The 17,104-nt window shown below is 41.0% G+C and carries 18 protein-coding genes and 1 tRNA gene; 9 read left to right on the top strand and 10 right to left on the bottom strand.

Annotation, left to right across the window (positions count from 1 at the left end; all coding sequences use genetic code 11):
* Nucleotides 1-24: 24 nt before the first annotated feature.
* The 6 genes from J8Z25_RS11110 to J8Z25_RS11085 all read right to left on the bottom strand — a co-directional run bounded on the left by J8Z25_RS11110 (nt 25) and on the right by J8Z25_RS11085 (nt 5,773).
* Nucleotides 25-1,377: a sodium-dependent transporter gene (locus J8Z25_RS11110; protein ID WP_239976932.1), complete on the bottom strand. Its 1,353-nt coding sequence runs from the start codon at nt 1,375-1,377 to the stop codon at nt 25-27.
* A 173-nt stretch (nt 1,378-1,550) separates the two neighbouring features.
* Nucleotides 1,551-2,840: a sensor histidine kinase gene (locus J8Z25_RS11105; protein WP_250661052.1), complete on the bottom strand. Its 1,290-nt coding sequence runs from the start codon at nt 2,838-2,840 to the stop codon at nt 1,551-1,553.
* Between the two features lie 12 nt (nt 2,841-2,852).
* The gene (locus tag J8Z25_RS11100) at nt 2,853-3,557 is read right to left on the bottom strand and encodes a response regulator (RefSeq protein ID WP_130051084.1); all 705 of its coding nucleotides are present in this window, start codon (nt 3,555-3,557) and stop codon (nt 2,853-2,855) included.
* 13 nt (nt 3,558-3,570) lie between these two features.
* The gene (locus J8Z25_RS11095) at nt 3,571-3,972 is read right to left on the bottom strand and encodes a DUF3019 domain-containing protein (RefSeq protein WP_167658349.1); all 402 of its coding nucleotides are present in this window, start codon (nt 3,970-3,972) and stop codon (nt 3,571-3,573) included.
* Complete coding sequence (locus J8Z25_RS11090) at nt 3,962-4,801, bottom strand: MipA/OmpV family protein (RefSeq protein ID WP_130051086.1); 840 nt, start codon at nt 4,799-4,801, stop codon at nt 3,962-3,964. Before J8Z25_RS11090 ends, J8Z25_RS11095 begins: the two co-directional genes overlap by 11 nt.
* Nucleotides 4,802-4,966: 165 nt before the next feature.
* A complete protein-coding gene (locus J8Z25_RS11085; protein ID WP_130051087.1) occupies nt 4,967-5,773 on the bottom strand; it encodes a hypothetical protein in 807 nt (268 codons plus the stop codon).
* Between the two features lie 115 nt (nt 5,774-5,888).
* On the opposite strand from J8Z25_RS11085, the gene J8Z25_RS11080 reads away from it, so the two are divergent.
* Nucleotides 5,889-7,037: a serine hydrolase domain-containing protein gene (locus tag J8Z25_RS11080; RefSeq protein ID WP_130051088.1), complete on the top strand. Its 1,149-nt coding sequence runs from the start codon at nt 5,889-5,891 to the stop codon at nt 7,035-7,037.
* A gap of 106 nt (nt 7,038-7,143) precedes the next feature.
* Here J8Z25_RS11080 and yhbY read toward each other — a convergent pair whose 3' ends face one another.
* A complete protein-coding gene (gene yhbY / locus J8Z25_RS11075; RefSeq protein ID WP_130052264.1) occupies nt 7,144-7,440 on the bottom strand; it encodes a ribosome assembly RNA-binding protein YhbY in 297 nt (98 codons plus the stop codon).
* Nucleotides 7,441-7,528: 88 nt separating this feature from the next.
* Between yhbY and rlmE the strand changes: the two genes are divergently transcribed.
* The 8 genes from rlmE (at nt 7,529) to J8Z25_RS11035 (ending at nt 14,935) form a co-directional block, all read left to right on the top strand.
* Complete coding sequence (gene rlmE, locus J8Z25_RS11070) at nt 7,529-8,158, top strand: 23S rRNA (uridine(2552)-2'-O)-methyltransferase RlmE (RefSeq protein ID WP_130051089.1); 630 nt, start codon at nt 7,529-7,531, stop codon at nt 8,156-8,158.
* Between the two features lie 66 nt (nt 8,159-8,224).
* Nucleotides 8,225-10,162 (top strand): ATP-dependent zinc metalloprotease FtsH, encoded by a 1,938-nt coding sequence (gene ftsH / locus J8Z25_RS11065; protein WP_250662030.1) that lies wholly within the window; start codon nt 8,225-8,227, stop codon nt 10,160-10,162.
* A 105-nt stretch (nt 10,163-10,267) separates the two neighbouring features.
* Nucleotides 10,268-11,116, top strand: coding sequence for a dihydropteroate synthase (folP, locus tag J8Z25_RS11060; protein ID WP_250662029.1), 849 nt, complete (start codon nt 10,268-10,270; stop codon nt 11,114-11,116).
* On the top strand, nt 11,109-12,464 hold the full coding sequence (gene glmM, locus J8Z25_RS11055) for a phosphoglucosamine mutase (protein WP_250661051.1): 1,356 nt from the start codon (nt 11,109-11,111) through the stop codon (nt 12,462-12,464). Before folP ends, glmM begins: the two co-directional genes overlap by 8 nt.
* Before the next feature lie 69 nt (nt 12,465-12,533).
* Complete coding sequence (tpiA, locus tag J8Z25_RS11050; protein WP_130051092.1) at nt 12,534-13,283, top strand: triose-phosphate isomerase; 750 nt, start codon at nt 12,534-12,536, stop codon at nt 13,281-13,283.
* 1 nt (nt 13,284) lies between these two features.
* The gene (secG, locus tag J8Z25_RS11045; RefSeq protein WP_130051093.1) at nt 13,285-13,632 is read left to right on the top strand and encodes a preprotein translocase subunit SecG; all 348 of its coding nucleotides are present in this window, start codon (nt 13,285-13,287) and stop codon (nt 13,630-13,632) included.
* Between the two features lie 79 nt (nt 13,633-13,711).
* Nucleotides 13,712-13,796, top strand: a tRNA-Leu gene (locus J8Z25_RS11040).
* A 194-nt stretch (nt 13,797-13,990) separates the two neighbouring features.
* The gene (locus tag J8Z25_RS11035; RefSeq protein ID WP_178927186.1) at nt 13,991-14,935 is read left to right on the top strand and encodes a general glycosylation pathway protein; all 945 of its coding nucleotides are present in this window, start codon (nt 13,991-13,993) and stop codon (nt 14,933-14,935) included.
* A 42-nt stretch (nt 14,936-14,977) separates the two neighbouring features.
* Here the strand turns inward: J8Z25_RS11035 and J8Z25_RS11030 are convergent, their stop codons facing one another.
* The 3 genes from J8Z25_RS11030 to J8Z25_RS11020 are packed head-to-tail and all read right to left on the bottom strand — an operon-like array spanning nt 14,978 to nt 16,833.
* On the bottom strand, nt 14,978-15,130 hold the full coding sequence (locus J8Z25_RS11030; RefSeq protein ID WP_167658344.1) for a hypothetical protein: 153 nt from the start codon (nt 15,128-15,130) through the stop codon (nt 14,978-14,980).
* Entirely contained in the window at nt 15,130-15,876 is a 747-nt protein-coding gene (locus J8Z25_RS11025; RefSeq protein WP_284693413.1) for a VOC family protein, read from the bottom strand. The genes J8Z25_RS11030 and J8Z25_RS11025 overlap by 1 nt, the downstream gene beginning before the upstream one ends.
* A gap of 57 nt (nt 15,877-15,933) precedes the next feature.
* Nucleotides 15,934-16,833, bottom strand: a complete 900-nt coding sequence (locus tag J8Z25_RS11020; protein WP_250661049.1) for an IS5 family transposase — start codon at nt 16,831-16,833, stop codon at nt 15,934-15,936.
* Nucleotides 16,834-17,104: the final 271 nt, after the last annotated feature.

Raw genomic sequence — 17,104 nt, 5'->3', positions numbered from 1 at the left:
CCAAATGGCTACCTCCGTAATTTGTTAATTTAATAATGAGTTAGCAAATACCAATGCAATGGCAAGTGGACAAATGAACTTAATGTACCATGGCCATACTTTCCAGAAGAAGCTGTTTGCAGCTTCTGGGCATCCTTGTTGAATTTCTTTTAGTAAAGACGCACGATGCCAAATCCAACCGACAAAAATACAACACATTAAGCCTAGAATAGGCTGCCCAATCTTAGTGGTTAAAGTAATTACAAAACCAAATAACGTGCTTAGGTTAAATACGATTGTGAAACTAACGAGTGCAATGATACCACCGATGATCCAAGTAGCTTGAACACGTTTCAAAGCAAAGCGCTCAACTGCATAAGAAACAGGTGCTTCTAGCATCGAGATTGATGACGTTAATGCGGCAATACTCATTAAAGCAAAAAAAGCAAAGCCAACAAAAATACCTACATCACCCATGCTAGTGAATAATGCTGGTAGCACTTGGAATACCAAGGTATCTTCAGAAAGTAGGGCACCTTCAGCAGAAAAAATTTGTACGCCTTGCGCTTGAGCAACATACATAGCTGGAATAATCAATAAACCAGCTACAAAGGCAATGAACACATCGATTAAAGTAACATACGCACCTAGCGATACTAAATTCTCTTTTTTGCTTATGTATGAGCCGTAGATAATCATTACGCTGGTACCAAGCGACAATGAGAAAAATGCTTGTCCTAATGCATTAACTAATAGTTCAGGGTTTAAAATTGATGAAAAATCAGGCACTAAGTAGGCTTTTAGGCCTGCCATTGCGCCATCTTGAGTCATTACATAAATGATCAGCATGAATAAGATGCCTAGCAGGGCTGGCATTAAACGTTTTGACCATTTTTCAATGCCGTTTTCTACACCTTTTGAAATAATAGCAACGGTTAGAATTATGAATGCAGCAGTAAATATAAGATTTCTTGATAGTGATTGCTCACTTAGCCAAGTGCTAGCTTGCTCTTGACTTGCTAACTGCGCAACGGGTTCGAGGGTTGCACTCAGCATCCAGCCAGCCACAATCGCATAGAAGCTTAAGATGAGACCCGCACAAATAATACCGCCAAAACCCACCACGAAGGCGAACTTCTTTTGCCATGCTTGATTCGTTACTTTTCGAAGTGAAGTGACGGCATTAGCTTGACCATGACGACCGATTACTAACTCAGCCATTAAAGCAGGATAAGCAAGACAAAATGCTAACACTAAATAAGCCACTAAAAACGCGGCACCGCCATTACTTGCAGTTTGTGTTGGGAAACCCCAAATATTTCCTAAGCCAACAGCAGAGCCTGCTGCAGCCATAATAAATCCAAAGCGGGAGCTGAACTCCCCACGTGATGCGCTCATATTATTGTTACTTCTCTATTTGTGACGGCGCTGACAATCTACTCGAATTAACACTAAATAAAAAGGGTTAATCATCCGCATTTTCGTTGTTCTTCGTTGTGTGCGAGTTGTCAGCGTAGAATTCGTGCAATTGCGCATTACAATACGAAACAATTAACACAAATGAAACATGTTTATTGGCTTTTATTTTGGATTGTTATGCTAAAACAGGCGCCACCTAGCTGCTGACTTTTTGATACTTCGACCGTGCCGTGGTGCCAATCAGCGACTTTAGCCACGATAGCAAGACCTAGCCCGTAGCTTTCTCCATCGCGATTACGGTGCGTTTGTTCTTGAAAGAATGGGCTAAATACTTTTTGCCAATTTTGTTCGCTCACACCAGGGCCATCATCTTCAATACTAATAGTGATGTACTCATTAGTACTGGTTGCACTGATTGAAATTTCAGACTCTGCAAAGTCACAGGCATTACTTAATAGATTAACAATGGCGCGTGCTAACCAGTGTAAATCAGCACAAATATCACCAACTTTAACTCGGTGACTGACTCGTAAACCGCGTTGCTCAAGCTTAGGTTCTATTTGATGAATTAAAGTTAGAATATAAGTTTGCAGATCAGAGTGGTTAAACGTTAGCTGATTAGATTTTTGCTCAAGTGTTGCAAATGCCAGATAACTTTTTAACATAGACTCCATTTGATCTAAGTCGTTTTCCATGCGTGCAAGATATTCAAGGCGCTTTTCTTCACTTGGACAGTCTTGTGCCGCTTCTAAACCAAATCGTAAACAAGCTATAGGTGTGCGAATATCATGAGATAAGCTCGATGCCATTAACTTATTCTCATCAAGGAGTTTTTCTATTTGGTTTGCCATGCGGTTAAATGTCAGTTCAACATCTTTGATATAAGTAAAGTGTGATAATTGAATGCGACTTTTTAAATCACCTTTTGCAAAGCGTTGTGCCGCCTCGTTTAATACGCTTAAACGCTTTGCAAGTGGTGCAATAATGAAGCCCATAAATACACATAACCCAGTGTAGAATAACAAGGTAAGTAATACATCGTTACCTTGTTCATGAGTTAAGTCTTTGTCTAGTCGCATTTTTATATGATGAGTATCAAGGGCTGCTTCACTGTAAAGCAAATAATAGCCTTGCTGATCTTCTAGAATGAGACCACTTGGCTGAGTTATTTGAGCTAATAATGAGTAAGGCAGCGCAAGGGATTGGGTTGGTCGATACTCAAGTTGTACAGAAAAGTCTTGATTAAACTCTGCAATAGCGTGCTCTCGTTGCTTCGCGTCAAGTTTAGCCAGTTGCTTTGCAAAACCTTTGATCATTTTCGTTTCGCTAGAAAACACATCCTGAGGTGCCTGGGTTTGTTGGCTAAAAGCATCAATTAGCCAGCCCAAAACAATGATTGAAAGCAAAGCGCTACCAAGTAGCGAAATATAAAACTTTTTCACAGGCGCTAGTCGTTATTGCCAAGCAGTGGCAACAAGTAAATAGCCTTTGCCCCAAATGGTTTTAATTTTTTCAGGGTGCTGTGGGTCATCATTAAATTTTTTTCTTAATGAGGAAATGAGTACATCTACACTTCTGTCCAAGCCATCATACTCTCGGCCTTTCGTTGCCTTAAACACCGCATCACGAGATACCACCTGACCTGCATTGCTTGCTAAATAGTTTAGCAGTAAATATTCAGCGCTTGAAATATGTACCTCGTCGTTAGCCAAGTAAACCGTGCGTGATTCAGTGTTAATTGATAATTTACCAACACTTATAAGTTCAGAGTTTGCAGCTTCATGCGTGTCGGTTTTAGAACGAAGTGCAGCTTTAATACGTGCTAATAAAGCGCGAGGGCGAACTGGTTTCATCATATAGTCGCTGGCACCCACTTCGAGGCCTATAACTTCATCCATTTCATCATCACGTGCAGTTAGCATAATAATCGGAGCTTGATAAAAATGCCTTAAATCGCGACACACACTAATACCATCTTGACCTGGTAGCATAATATCTAACAACACTAAGTCTGGATTTGTTTTACGTACTTGCTCAACTACTAGGTCACCGCGTTGGCATATAGTCGTTTGATAGCCTTGCTCAATTAAGTATTCCGCAACCCAGTTGGCGAGCGAGATATCATCTTCTACTAATAAGATAGTTCCGTAATGTTCCATTTTTTACTCCTGCTTAGAACAGTCGCCAACGACGTTTCTTCTGACGATTTTGATAGACCCACTGTAATTGTATTTCAGTGCTTGCAACAACCTTACCGTTATCACTACTTATAAGTTCAAAACCTATGGTTTCTGCTGAATCAAATTGGTATCTAAATAAGCCCTTTTGTTGCATTAACCAGCATTGCATTATGTGCTTGCTTTGTGCGTTACGTAAGCAGTAATTACCAACTTGCTGCTGGTGCCATGTAATATCAACTTCGGCATAACAATTTCTGCCTTCACGCAGCGCTACACAGGTATCTGGTAGTGCAACTAGTGCACTTTCGGTTGTCTGATCAGCTTCTAACTGCTGCTTGGCGAATAAGGGCCCTGACACCAAGAAGATAAAGCACAAGTAATACTTAGAAAACATAACGCACGCCTACCTTGGCTTTATGCTGATATTCTTGAGAGATAATAGGGCTTTGGTGGATATCATTTGAAAACCAAGTTGATAGCCAGCCAGTTAAAAATACCCAGTGCCTATTGATGGGGTATTCTGCGTGAAATTCAAAAATAAGGCTGTAAGAGGTATCTGGGTTATATGCTGGGCGTGTATCCAATGCTTCTGCGTCTGAAATGCCAAAGTAATAATCTGTAAAGTCATTTGAATAGGCACTCAAGCCAACGCCTGAGCGAAATTCCCAATTTCGCCAAGGGATAATTTGACTAAAAAATGAATTCATTACCCAACCATTATGCGCACCTGACACATCGTGTAAATACTCAAATGAAATTTGTGAATTCTCAAAGCGACGCGATAAACGCAGCCCTACATCAAAATCGTAGTCTCTAGCTCTAATCCCTTTGAGCTCTTCAATCACATCGTTGCCATAAATGTTTAAGCCTGTTTCATCAAATCCAGATTGAATGTTCGTGCCAACAATATCTAAGCCCCATTCAAATTTATCGATAACACTGTAACCGAGTGTTAAACCACCACTGAGTTGGCTCTGATCGTAATCAAGATAAAAACGGTCGTAAGAAACGGCGAGGTGAACATCTGGCTCTATACCATCATTGTATGAATCCATGCCAACAAGGTAAGAATCTTCAATGTAGTAACCTAGACCTATGCCCCAGTCCCATGCAAAACCTTGGCTTGGTTCTAAAGTATTATCTGCATAATAGCGATTACTAGCTCGGCTTGTGGTACTAAGCAGGGTTAAACATATCAATAATAGGGCACTATGAGCTCGCAACGTTGCTTCCTTGTCTGTTAGAAAGGGTAATAGCTTATAGTATATTGTTAAGGAGTTCCTGTAATCTGTAAAAAAATGTATTAGTAGGAATTGGAAGTGTAAGAAAGTGTTGCAAATTCAAGGAGGGCGCTGTTTGCCTATGGGTAGGCAAACAGCTAATGAGTTTTACTGAACTTTAATTTTATCGATTAAAATACTGCTCAAGTAGTACTGCATCATAGGTGTTAGAGCGCTAATTTCTGTACGGTTACACGGGCCTTGCTCTTTTTTAAACGCGTTCACTTGTGTGAAGGTCTGATAAGCAGGAATGGTGACTTCTTTATTAATACGCTCCATCCGAGCTTGTTCTGAGTTTTGCTCGTGCACAAAACTCGCTACTTCAAGTTCATTCTTTATTAACTGTTGCTGTTCAAAACTATAGATAAGTGGCTCACGATGAAAACTTGCACTATCAATCGATGATTTTGCGAACCAAACAACATCACCGGTTTTTTTATGAGTCAGACGCATACTCACTTGGCCTAAAATAGTTGCACACTTTTGAACCGGGAACTGTTTTGCTACTTCATCAAATAAAGGCAATGGCTTTTCAGGTTTTACCAATTGGTATTCTGTGTCTTCAATCAATTCAAGATCAAGCTGGTGAATTGAAAGGGTATAGTCTGCTTGTGCACCTTCTTCTACAACCTTTAATTGCTTTGCTGTGAGTGCTTCGGCCAGCTGCGCGTAAAGCGTATCTGTTACACTGGTTTTATCAGCAACAATGACAACAGTTTGATGTGTACTAACCACATGTGCAGGTAATTGTACTGACTTTACTTTAGGCGCAGCATGCTCTGTTTGGTACTCAACTTGAAAGCGTTGGCTTTGTAAGCTTGGTTTCTTAGGCATTGAAAGTAACGGAGCTGGTTCAGGTTTTAGAGCACAACCAACTGAAATTAAAGTAAAAAACAAAACCACAAGTAAGCGCATGAAAAATAGTCTACCCATAAAAAGTTAAGATTAAGCGTATTGTACGTTAGTCGAGGCAAAAGTTCATGATATTATGTTATGAGAAACTTCCCAAACAGACTTAAAAAAATAAATAATGAAGTACAGCTCATCTTTAATTCTTTTTCTTTTTTCTTTATTACTGCTTGTGGTGAGTGGTGAAGCTACTTCGAGTGACAAACAGTGGCAAAGTTTCGTTGCTGACTATAATAAACACCTAACCCGAAAACTAAAAAGCAAAGGGATCCCAGGTGGTTCATTGGCGATTGTAAATATTGGTAATGAAGATTTTATTCGTGGTATTGGGCGAACAAAAATAGAAAAAGGTCGCAAAGTTGATAAACACACACGTTTTCGATTAGCGTCAGTATCAAAAACTTTTGCCGGCTCGTTGACCGCAAAACTTGCAGCACAAGGTGAGTTTAATATTGACGACCCAATAAGTAAGTTTATTCCTGCTTTTTCTAATACAGCTTATAAAGATGACTTAAAAATCTATCACATCCTTAGTCACTCAAGTGGCTTAGTACCTAATGCATACGATAACCTTATTGAGTCGCGTATGAGCTACCCAGACATTGTTGAGCGGTTATTGACTGTTGAACCTATCTGTAAACCAAGCGAGTGCTACGGTTATCAAAATGTGATGTTTAGCTTGATTGATTCTGTAATTTATCAATCAACACAGATGGATTACTCGCACTGGATTTCAGAGTATATATTTGCTCCCTTGAAAATGGTGGATGCCAGTGTTGGTTTTGAGGGGATGGTAAGAGATGATAATTATGCTCACCCTCATGTTCGTGGAAGAAAGCGTTGGTATACTTCACGATTAAAGAAAAACTATTATAAGGTACCTGCCGCTGCAGGTGTCAATGCCAGCGCAAATGATATGGCTATTTGGTTGAATGCGCAGTTAGGGCAGTATCCTGACGTGTTACCTCTAGAAGCACTTATTAAGCAAACACGCCCTTATACACATACTAAAAAGGAAACTCGTCGTAGAGTTTGGCGTAGTCATGTCAAAGATGCTTATTATGGATTGGGTTGGCGTGTATATAACTATGATGATGAACTGCTGTATTACCATAGTGGCTGGGTGCAAGGTTATCGCAGCGATATTGTTGTGTTTCCACATCTGAACATAGGGTTTAGCTTAGTTCTCAATGCTGAAACCGGGTTAATTAATGAGTTAACCACTGAGTTTATCAATCGGGTACTGAAATACACTCGTGAGCAAAAATAACCTAGGTAAAAAAGTTTAGTTACAAATTAATGCAAAATTTTTTTGCCTACAAAAAAGCCAGCATTTTTGCTGGCTTTTCCTTGATTCAAGATTTCCTCGGGTTAGATTAACCGCGTGGTAATTGAATCTTTTTCTCTTCGCTTTGGCGATACAACACAATTGTGTGGCCAATTGTTTGTAGTTTTGTTGCGCCTGTCTCGCGAACAATAGCATCAAAAATCAATGTCTTAGTTTCACGTTCGTCAGTAGGAACTTTAACTTTGATTAGCTCATGAATATCTAGAGCGCTTTCAATTTCAACTAAAACGCCTTCGGTTAACCCGTTTGCACCAAGTAATACAACAGGTTTTAAACTGTGCGCTTGGCCTTTTAAAAACTGCTTTTGTTTGTTCGATAATTTCATCATGTTACAAATTTTGCTGAATATGGCTTGAATTAAGGGTATTCTAACGCCATCTAGAGAATATTACTAATTAGTTACGTATTAATTTATGGCAAATAAAAAACATTCAGCCAGTTCTAAGCGTTGGCTGAAGGAACATTTCGACGATCCTTATGTTCACGAAGCGCAAAAGAAAGGCTGGCGTTCTCGTGCGGTTTTCAAATTAGACGAAATTCAGAACAAAGATAAATTAATTAAACCATCGATGGCTGTGGTTGATTTAGGTGCTGCACCAGGTAGTTGGTCGCAATATTTAGCGGAAAAGGTAGGTGACAAAGGCCAAGTTATTGCTTGTGATATTTTACCTATGGACTCGCTGGCAGGTGTTGACTTTCTACAAGGTGACTTTCGTGAAGAAGCGGTGCTTGATGCTCTATTGACACGCATTGATGGAAAAAACGTGGATGTTGTTTTTTCTGATATGGCGCCAAATATGAGCGGCAATACATCTGTTGACCAAGCTGGTAGTATGTACTTAGTTGAGTTGGCATTAGATATGTGCCACCAAGTTTTAAAGAAAAATGGCGCATTTTGTGTCAAAGTCTTCCAAGGCGAAGGATTTGATCAATACTTGCAGGAAGTACGTAATAGCTTTAAAGCGGTGAAAATTAGAAAGCCTGATGCATCACGCGCCCGTTCTCGGGAAGTTTATATAGTGGCGACAGGCTACAAACTGTAGTACAGTTGTGCTGCGTTAAGTTGAATTTAAATTAATTGGATACAAGAGGTTAACTCCTTGAGCGATATGGCGAAAAATCTAATACTCTGGCTGGTCATTGCAGTAGTGCTAATGTCAGTGTTTCAGAGCTTTAATGGTGGTGATCAGGCTGATCGCCAAACAAGTTACACTCAATTTGTTAGCGACGCTCGTAGTGGCGCTATCCAAGAAGTCTCTATTGAAAGCACAACGGGTACTATTACAGGTACTAAAACAAACGGTGAACGCTTTCAAACCATCATGCCTATGTATGATAAAGACATCTTGAATGATCTTTTAAAAAGCAATGTTAATGTTAAAGGCGTTAAGCCTGAAGAGCAGTCATTCCTCGCCAGCATTTTAATCTCTTGGTTCCCAATGTTACTGCTTATTGGTGTATGGATTTTCTTCATGCGTCAAATGCAAGGCGGTGGCGGTAAAGGTGCGATGTCTTTTGGTAAGAGCAAAGCGCGCCTGATGAGCGAAGACCAAGTTAAAACGACTTTTGCTGACGTAGCGGGTTGTGACGAAGCGAAAGAAGATGTGACTGAGTTAGTTGACTTCTTACGTGACCCATCAAAATTCCAAAAGCTTGGAGGCAGCATCCCGAAAGGCGTGTTGATGGTTGGTCCTCCTGGTACGGGTAAAACGTTACTTGCTAAAGCAGTAGCTGGTGAAGCTAAAGTGCCGTTTTTCACAATTTCAGGTTCTGATTTCGTAGAAATGTTTGTTGGTGTAGGTGCATCACGTGTACGTGACATGTTCGAACAAGCGAAAAAAGCAGCACCTTGTATCATCTTCATTGATGAAATCGATGCAGTAGGCCGTAAACGTGGTGCTGGCATGGGTGGTGGTCACGATGAACGTGAGCAAACACTTAACCAAATGCTGGTTGAAATGGATGGCTTTGAAGGTAACGAAGGTATTATCGTTATTGCTGCAACGAACCGTCCTGATGTATTAGACCCTGCGTTATTGCGTCCAGGTCGTTTTGATCGTCAAGTTGTTGTTGGTCTTCCTGACATTCGAGGTCGTGAACAAATACTTAAAGTTCACATGCGTAAAGTGCCTTTAGGTGACAACGTAGAAGCCGCTGTTATTGCACGTGGTACGCCAGGTTTTTCTGGTGCAGACCTTGCAAACTTAGTTAACGAAGCAGCATTATATGCAGCTCGTGGTAACAAGCGCGTAGTAAGCATGGCTGAATTTGATGCCGCAAAAGATAAAATCATGATGGGCGCAGAGCGTAAGACCATGGTGATGAGTGAGCAAGAAAAAGAAATGACTGCTTACCATGAAGCAGGTCACGCGATTGTTGGTCGCATGGTACCTGAACACGATCCGGTTTATAAAGTGTCTATCATTCCTCGTGGACGTGCGCTAGGTGTCACTATGTACTTGCCAGAGCAAGATCGTGTGAGCCACTCAAAAGAGCTATTAGAGTCAATGATTTCTAGCCTTTATGGTGGTCGTATCGCCGAAGCGCTAATTTATGGTGAAGACAAAGTTACAACCGGTGCAAGTAACGATATTGAACGTGCAACAGATATTGCTCGTAAAATGGTTACCCAATGGGGTCTAAGTGAGAAACTTGGTCCGTTACTTTATGCTGAAGATCAAAACGAAATGTACATGGGTGGCGGCGGTAGCCGTTCTATGAGCATGTCTGATGAAACAGCAAAAGTGATCGACACAGAAGTTCGTTTATTCTCAGATCGTAACTATCAACGTGCAGAGCAAATCCTTAAAGATAACATTGATATCTTACATGCAATGAAAGATGCACTAATGAAGTACGAAACGATTGATGCCGGTCAAATTGATGACTTAATGGCACGTCAGCCTGTACGAGAGCCGCGTGATGTTCATGACCGTCGTTCAGATGATAAAAAGCCTACAGCAAAAGCAAAGCCTGTAGCCAATGAGACAAAAGAGGATGATTCAGTAAAAAAGGATGAAACAAGCCTTGATGACAAAGCTGAATAATCGTTAAAATATACACAGCAAAAACCCCGGATGCCGGGGTTTTTTTTTAGCATTAAATTGGCTCTTTGTTAGTAGAGCAAATGCATGGAAGATTTGAAGGTAAAAATGACCGCTCTTAAATTACCCCGAGGTCGTATTTTACACCTCGATTCCCCTGTCGTGATGGGGATTTTAAATGTCACTCCTGATTCATTTTCTGATGGTGGCAGCTACTGCCAACTAGACAGCGCTGTCAAGCAAGCTCAAATATTATTAAACCAAGGTGCAAAAATAATAGATATAGGCGGCGAGTCAACACGTCCAGGGGCTCCAGATGTATCTCTTGAAGATGAGCTTGAGCGAGTTATACCTTTAGTCAAAGCACTTAGAAAAACTAGCGACTGCATCATTTCCATTGATACCAGTAAAAGTGAAGTCATGCGCCAAGCGATTATTGCTGGTGCTGACATCATTAATGATGTTAGAGCATTGCATGAACCTGGGGCTATTGAGGTCTTAGCTCAATACCCTGAGGTGGCAATTTGCTTAATGCACATGCAAGGTCAGCCTCGCACTATGCAAAGTAACCCACACTATGATGATTTGTTTACTGATATTAATGAGTTCTTTGCAGAGCGTTTAGCCAAATGTGAGCAAGCGGGTATTCAGCAACAGCGTATTATTTTAGACCCAGGTTTTGGTTTTGGTAAAACACTGGCTCATAATTACGAAATCTTAAATAAGTTTGATGTATTTAATCAATTCAAGTTACCGGTTCTCGCGGGGTTATCTCGTAAATCGATGATCGGTAATTTATTAAATAGAGAAACACATGAACGCTTAGCGGGAAGCTTAGCTGGTGCGCTGATTGCAGCACAAAATGGTGCGAAAATTATCCGCGTTCATGACGTACAAGAAACAGTTGATGTGCTTAGCGTTTGGCAAGCATGCACGAAAGGAATTACAAATGAGTAAAACAAGAAAGTATTTTGGCACGGATGGTGTTCGCGGTATGGTTGGTGAGTTTCCAATCACTCCTGAATTTGCATTGAAGTTAGGCTGGGCAGCAGGTCGCGTATTATCAAAAATAGGGACGAAAAAGGTTATTATTGGTAAAGATACCCGTATTTCTGGCTATATGCTCGAAACATCACTTGAAGCCGGTTTAATAGCTGCTGGCATCGATGTTGTATTATTGGGCCCTATGCCGACTCCCGCGGTGGCGTATCTTACACAAACTTTCCGCGCCGAAGCGGGGATTGTAATTAGTGCATCTCATAACCCTTACCACGATAATGGTATTAAGTTCTTTTCAAGCAGAGGTTTAAAACTACCAGATGAAGTTGAGCTTGAAATTGAAGCTATGATGGACGAACCAATGACCTGTGTTGCCTCTGATAAACTTGGTAAAGCACGTCGTTTAGAAACGGCAGATGGCCGTTACATTGAGTTTTGTAAAAGCCAATTCCCGCAAGGCTTATCACTTGAAGGTTTAAAAATCGTTCTTGATTGCGCAAATGGTGCTACCTATCACATTGCTCCTTCAGTAATGCGTGAGTTAGGTGCTGAGGTTATCTGTCATGCTTGTGAGCCAAATGGTGTAAATATTAACCTTGAATGTGGTGCAACTCACGTTGAAACCCTAAAACGTAAAGTTCTTGAGCACAATGCTGATGTAGGTATTGCTTACGATGGTGACGGTGACCGTGTAATGATGGTTGACCATAATGGGCGAATTTTTGATGGTGATGACATTGTTTATATCATTGCTTGTCAAGCAGCCAACGACGATATGTTAGGTGGTGGTGTTGTTGGTACTGTTATGTCAAACATGGGCCTTGAAAATGCCTTAAAAGCACGTGGCATTGGTTTTGCTCGCAGTAAAGTAGGTGACCGTTATGTAATGGAGTTATTGCAAGAAAATGGTTGGAAAATCGGTGGTGAAAGCTCAGGTCACGTATTAAACCTTGATTTAATTAGCACGGGTGATGGCATTATTTCAAGCTTACAAGTGTTGGCTGCGATGGTTTCTCAGAATAAAACATTGCAAGACTTAGGGGCTGGTTTTACAAAGTACCCAATGAAAATGATCAATGTGCGTTACCCACAAGGCACTGATCCAACGCAAGATCAAGCTGTCGTTGATATGGTAGCACTGGTTGAAGAACAGTTAGGTGATACAGGTCGTGTATTACTGCGTAAATCAGGGACTGAGCCAGTTGTACGAGTAATGGTTGAAGCTGAACAGGAAAAGGTTGTTCTTGATAGCGCACGCAAAATTGCTGAAGTTGTCGAAACTGTGAGCAAACAAACCGAGGCATAACAATAACCTCTTGTAACTTTGGGCAAGTCGAGTTAGTATCTTGCCCGCTTTCTAATGTGGAGTGGAATAATGGCAACACGTAAGCCGATGGTCGCAGGTAATTGGAAAATGAACGGCTCTTTAGAGCTTGTTGAACAGTTATCAACTGCTATCAAAAATGTTCAATCGGATGAACTGGATATAGTGGTGTTTCCACCATTCCCATTGTTGAGTTCTTTGCAGCAACAAAACGTAACTTTTGGTTCGCAAACAGTCTCTGAAAATCATGCTGGTGCGTTTACTGGTGAAGTAGATGCCCAGTTAGTAAAAGACTTAGGCGCAACTTTTACACTTGTTGGTCACTCTGAACGTCGTAGCATATACGGTGAGTCAGATGACGTTGTTGCAGATAAGTTTGCACGAGCGCAGCAAGTTGGCTTAACACCTATTCTGTGTGTTGGTGAAAGTGAACAGCAACGTGAAGCAAATGAAACTGAATTAGTGGTTGCAGCACAAATTGATGCTGTAATTAGCAAATTAGGTGTAGCAGCACTGAAGAATTCTGTGGTAGCATACGAGCCCGTTTGGGCCATTGGCACAGGTAAGACTGCCTCTCCTGAGCAAGCGCAAGCTGTACATAAGTTTATTCGTGAGAAAATTGCTTCTTCGGATAGCGAAATAGCACAGCAACTAACCATCTTATATGGTGGTAGCGTGAATGAAAAAAATAGCGAATTATTATTTGCACAACCAGATATAGACGGTGGCCTTATTGGCGGCGCGAGTCTTAAAGCAGATTCGTTTACTGCTATCTGTGAAAGTGCAAAAGGGACCGTATAAGATGTACGAAATTTTATTAGTAGTTTATTTAATCGTTGCTTTAGCATTAGTTGGTATGGTTTTAATCCAACAAGGTAAAGGCGCTGATATGGGTTCATCATTTGGTGCAGGTGCTTCTGCAACTGTGTTTGGCTCATCAGGTGCTGGTAACTTCATGACTAAAACAACAACAATCTTAGCGACGATCTTCTTCGTACTAAGTATTGTTCTGGGCAACCTTACTGCAGGTCAAATTAAAAAGACTGATGAGTGGGAAAACCTAGAGGCTGCGCCAGCTGTTGAAACTGTAACACCAGCACAAACTGATGTGCCTGTGACAGAAGAAAAAGCGTCTGACGTACCTAACTAATTAGTTTTTACTAATTATTGTTAAGTAGTTTTCATTCCTCAAGTAAACAAAACAAGCTTAACAACATACAGAATTGTATGCGGATGTGGTGGAATTGGTAGACACGCCATCTTGAGGGGGTGGTGGCTTCGGCCGTGGGGGTTCAAGTCCCCCCATCCGCACCAAAATTAAAAAGCTGTAACTTAATAAGTTACGGCTTTTTTCGTTTTAGTGCTTTTTAATTATACTCTGCACTTTTATAGTGCCTTGATCATTGTTTTTAAATCTTCAAATCCTCCAATCAACTGATTATCAAGGCGTTACAAATTTGGAGCCTTCCTTGCTTAGCTTAGTGTGTCTATTACTCTAAGGAAGCAAAATGGCAAGAATGAGTTATTTAAGTGCTATAGAACGCTATGAAGAGCAACAAGTGCTTATTCATAATTTACTACTCTCAATACTGGCAAGCGTTCAGGCATCTTTAACTAACAAGCAAGAATATCAGCAGCTAGTCAATCAATATCCATTTCTAGAATTACAATATTGCTTGAATGAGCAAGGTATTCAGCAGGGTTATAATGTTTGTTTTAAACGTCAATATAAGAAAAAACTCGCGCATGTAGGGGCTGGTCAGGACTTAAGCGCTCGGCCTTATTTCTTACTTGCTTCAGCTTCGCCTGATCCCCATTTTACTTCGCCGTATATTTCGACAGCAACAAAGCATTTATGTATTTCAGTTATTAAAATGATTCCTTCCGAAAAAGGTAAGCAGCAATTTTTGGTAATTGATGTGTGCTTAACTGAGTTAATCGAATTTATTATGGGAGATATTAAGCGAGCAAGAATGACACCTTACTTCAGGGTTGGTTATGGTCTGATTGTTGGCTGTTTGTTTTGCTTGGTAATTTATCTGTTATATAAGGTGTTTGCTGGTATGGTGGATTTAGTCTTGAATGAAGATATACAGTCAGATCCTCTTAAGCCATTTACTATTATTATCTTTGTTACTTTAGCTTTGGCTATTTTCGATTTAGGGAAAACTATACTGGAAGAAGAAATCCTTATGCATAAGGATATTTTTCGTCACAGCTCGACAAGACGCACGATTACGCGCTTTATCTCAACAATACTGATTGCGGTATCAATAGAAGCTTTGCTTACCATGTTTAAAGCAGCACTAGGGCAAACAGAGTATGTTATACCTGCTGTTTTGATGATGTTTGCTGTAGTTGGACTTTTGATTGCTCTTGCTATTTACGTTTACTTAGGCGCTAAGGCTGAAGATGTGCTTACACAGGTTCAGCGCTTAAAAGTAAAACATTAATGAATAGGGCGCTTTGTTTAAAACGCAGAGCCCTATAATTTATTAAAGTGTACCGCCAATACCAATGCTCGGATTAACATATACAGGGCCTACTTTAAACGGCGCATTAATATCTAGGCTTGCATAGGGGGTGCAAGCGTTTAAAGCTAACAGTGCAGCCGCAAGAGCAGCTAAGCGAATCATTTTTTTATTCATTACATTTGCTCCTGAATTACAATACCAGCACCCGCTGGATCACGAATAATTGCGACGCTGCCATTACGGACTTTGTCATTTGGTGCCATCAGAACTATGCCGCCTGCTGCGGTTACTTTTAATAGGGTCGCATCAACATCAGCTACTTTGATGTAATTTACCCATGTGTTACCAATCTCGGCATCTGGTTTTTTTACAAAGCCAATAGCAGGTGTGCCATTTAAAGCTAAGTAACTGTAATTGCCATTGTTAAGTGGTTTACTTTGTGCTGAATAACTGTCAAGTGATTGATAAAAGGCTTTGCTTTGATCTGGGTTATCACTCCATACTTCTTGCCAAATCCAGCCGTTATCAGTTTGCTGAGTTTCTGGGTCACCATTAACCGTATTGATCAGCGAAAATACAGCCCCTTGTGGGTCTTCTAATACAGCAATGGTGCCACGGCCTTTAATTTCGGTACTGCTTACTAAGACTTTACCTCCGGCTTTGATAGTTTTTTCACTGACAGCAGCTATATCTTTGCTACTGATAAGGCTCAGCCAGTGGCTGGCATTTTGCTTATTATCGAGCTCAGCAATGCCTGCAATTAACTTACCCTCTAGTGATGCTAGTGTATAGTTGTCGTTAACTTCTTTAAACTGCCAACCAAACACGCTGGCGTAAAATGCTTGAGATTGAGCCAAATTGGGGGTGATTAAATCGTGCCAGACAACGTGACCTGAGTTTTTTGTTCCTGAATCACTGATTGCGGGAAGTTCGCGGCCTTGTTGATCAAATACAGCTCTCTAACAAACTCACTTAACTTACTGATATTTAGGCAGACCAAGGGTGTTGATCTTATTTAGCGCCTTCACTTTGATCATCGCTTCAACCAGCTGGCGATTGTAATCACGCGCATTTAGCTTAGCCCCCATCAACTGTTTAAAACGGTACATCGCTGTTTCTGCTAATGAGCGCACATGATATCCACTGAGCTTTTTCCATTGTGCGATTCCTAACTTATTGCACAACATGACAGCCTCATTGCGTGGATGCTTATCAGTCCACAGCCGTGCATTCTCTCTCGGCGGGATAGCAGGTATCGCGCCTTTTTCAGTAATTTCTGCATAGCAGCGGCGGCTATCATAAGCACCATCAGCGCTCACTCTATCTATACGCCGGCGTAATGGTCTTATCAAATCTTGGAGGGTCTCGCCGTCGGTGACGTTACTGAGCGTCATTTGCGCCCCCACAATATCATGCGTGTTGGCATCCACCGCAAGGTGCAGTTTTCGCCACTTTTTTCTTGCCTTTACGTGGTGCTTCTGTGCATGCCATTCACCTTCGCCAAACACCTTAAGTCCTGTGCTATCAACTACAATATCTACAAATCCAGTGGTGCGGACTTTACTGCGAAATTTAATATTCAACTCAGCACTGCGCTTACACAGACAACTGTAGGTTGGGGCTTCAAGCGGAAGCTTCATCAAAGATAATACCGATTGTGTGAACCCTTGTAGTGCCCTGAACGACAAGCCAAAGACAGCTTTGAGTGTTAAGCAAGTTTCAATAGCAAGATCAGAGAAATGATTAGAGCGGCCACGCCCACCGTGAGTACATTCGTTATACCAATGACGCGTTGCTTTTTCGTCAAACCAGAAGCGAATATTACCGCGGTTAACGAGGGCTTGATTATAGTGAGACCAGTTTGTGATTTTGCTCATTGTTGTTGCACGGGCTAGTAGGATATAGATGATCTGATCACAGGCTGGCAAGATAGTTCAAACTTTTAGGAAACAACGCCGAAGTTCGCTTGAGGTAAGCTGGCAACCTACCAATGAAACCGCTGAAACAGCCAATAAAATCGCAGTTCGTAAGGGAGTGGGTAATTTCAAAATTTGCTCCTTGCAAAATAGGGTCAAATAAAAGCATAGACCATTATTTGTTTGTTATTCAATCAAAAAACAGTTATTTAATGACCTCATTTTGATGCTT

Source organism: Pseudoalteromonas sp. SCSIO 43101, from assembly GCF_023650775.1.
Taxonomy (GTDB): Bacteria; Pseudomonadota; Gammaproteobacteria; order Enterobacterales; family Alteromonadaceae; genus Pseudoalteromonas; species Pseudoalteromonas apostichopi.
This window is presented reverse-complemented; position numbering and strand designations above follow the sequence as displayed.

What these genes read in the sequence shown, in the direction of transcription:
- J8Z25_RS11080 (WP_130051088.1), top strand. Translation starts at nt 5,889, where the DNA reads ATGAAGTACAGCTCATCTTTAATTCTTTTTCTTTTTTCTTTATTACTG.
- rlmE (WP_130051089.1), top strand. Translation starts at nt 7,529, where the DNA reads ATGGCAAATAAAAAACATTCAGCCAGTTCTAAGCGTTGGCTGAAGGAA.
- folP (WP_250662029.1), top strand. Translation starts at nt 10,268, where the DNA reads ATGACCGCTCTTAAATTACCCCGAGGTCGTATTTTACACCTCGATTCC.
- J8Z25_RS11110 (WP_239976932.1), bottom strand. Translation starts at nt 1,377, where the DNA reads ATGAGCGCATCACGTGGGGAGTTCAGCTCCCGCTTTGGATTTATTATG.
- J8Z25_RS11020 (WP_250661049.1), bottom strand. Translation starts at nt 16,833, where the DNA reads ATGAGCAAAATCACAAACTGGTCTCACTATAATCAAGCCCTCGTTAAC.
- J8Z25_RS11035 (WP_178927186.1), top strand. Translation starts at nt 13,991, where the DNA reads ATGGCAAGAATGAGTTATTTAAGTGCTATAGAACGCTATGAAGAGCAA.
- J8Z25_RS11095 (WP_167658349.1), bottom strand. Translation starts at nt 3,972, where the DNA reads ATGTTTTCTAAGTATTACTTGTGCTTTATCTTCTTGGTGTCAGGGCCC.
- J8Z25_RS11085 (WP_130051087.1), bottom strand. Translation starts at nt 5,773, where the DNA reads ATGCGCTTACTTGTGGTTTTGTTTTTTACTTTAATTTCAGTTGGTTGT.
- J8Z25_RS11100 (WP_130051084.1), bottom strand. Translation starts at nt 3,557, where the DNA reads ATGGAACATTACGGAACTATCTTATTAGTAGAAGATGATATCTCGCTC.
- glmM (WP_250661051.1), top strand. Translation starts at nt 11,109, where the DNA reads ATGAGTAAAACAAGAAAGTATTTTGGCACGGATGGTGTTCGCGGTATG.
- J8Z25_RS11030 (WP_167658344.1), bottom strand. Translation starts at nt 15,130, where the DNA reads ATGAATAAAAAAATGATTCGCTTAGCTGCTCTTGCGGCTGCACTGTTA.
- secG (WP_130051093.1), top strand. Translation starts at nt 13,285, where the DNA reads ATGTACGAAATTTTATTAGTAGTTTATTTAATCGTTGCTTTAGCATTA.
- yhbY (WP_130052264.1), bottom strand. Translation starts at nt 7,440, where the DNA reads ATGAAATTATCGAACAAACAAAAGCAGTTTTTAAAAGGCCAAGCGCAC.
- ftsH (WP_250662030.1), top strand. Translation starts at nt 8,225, where the DNA reads ATGGCGAAAAATCTAATACTCTGGCTGGTCATTGCAGTAGTGCTAATG.
- tpiA (WP_130051092.1), top strand. Translation starts at nt 12,534, where the DNA reads ATGGCAACACGTAAGCCGATGGTCGCAGGTAATTGGAAAATGAACGGC.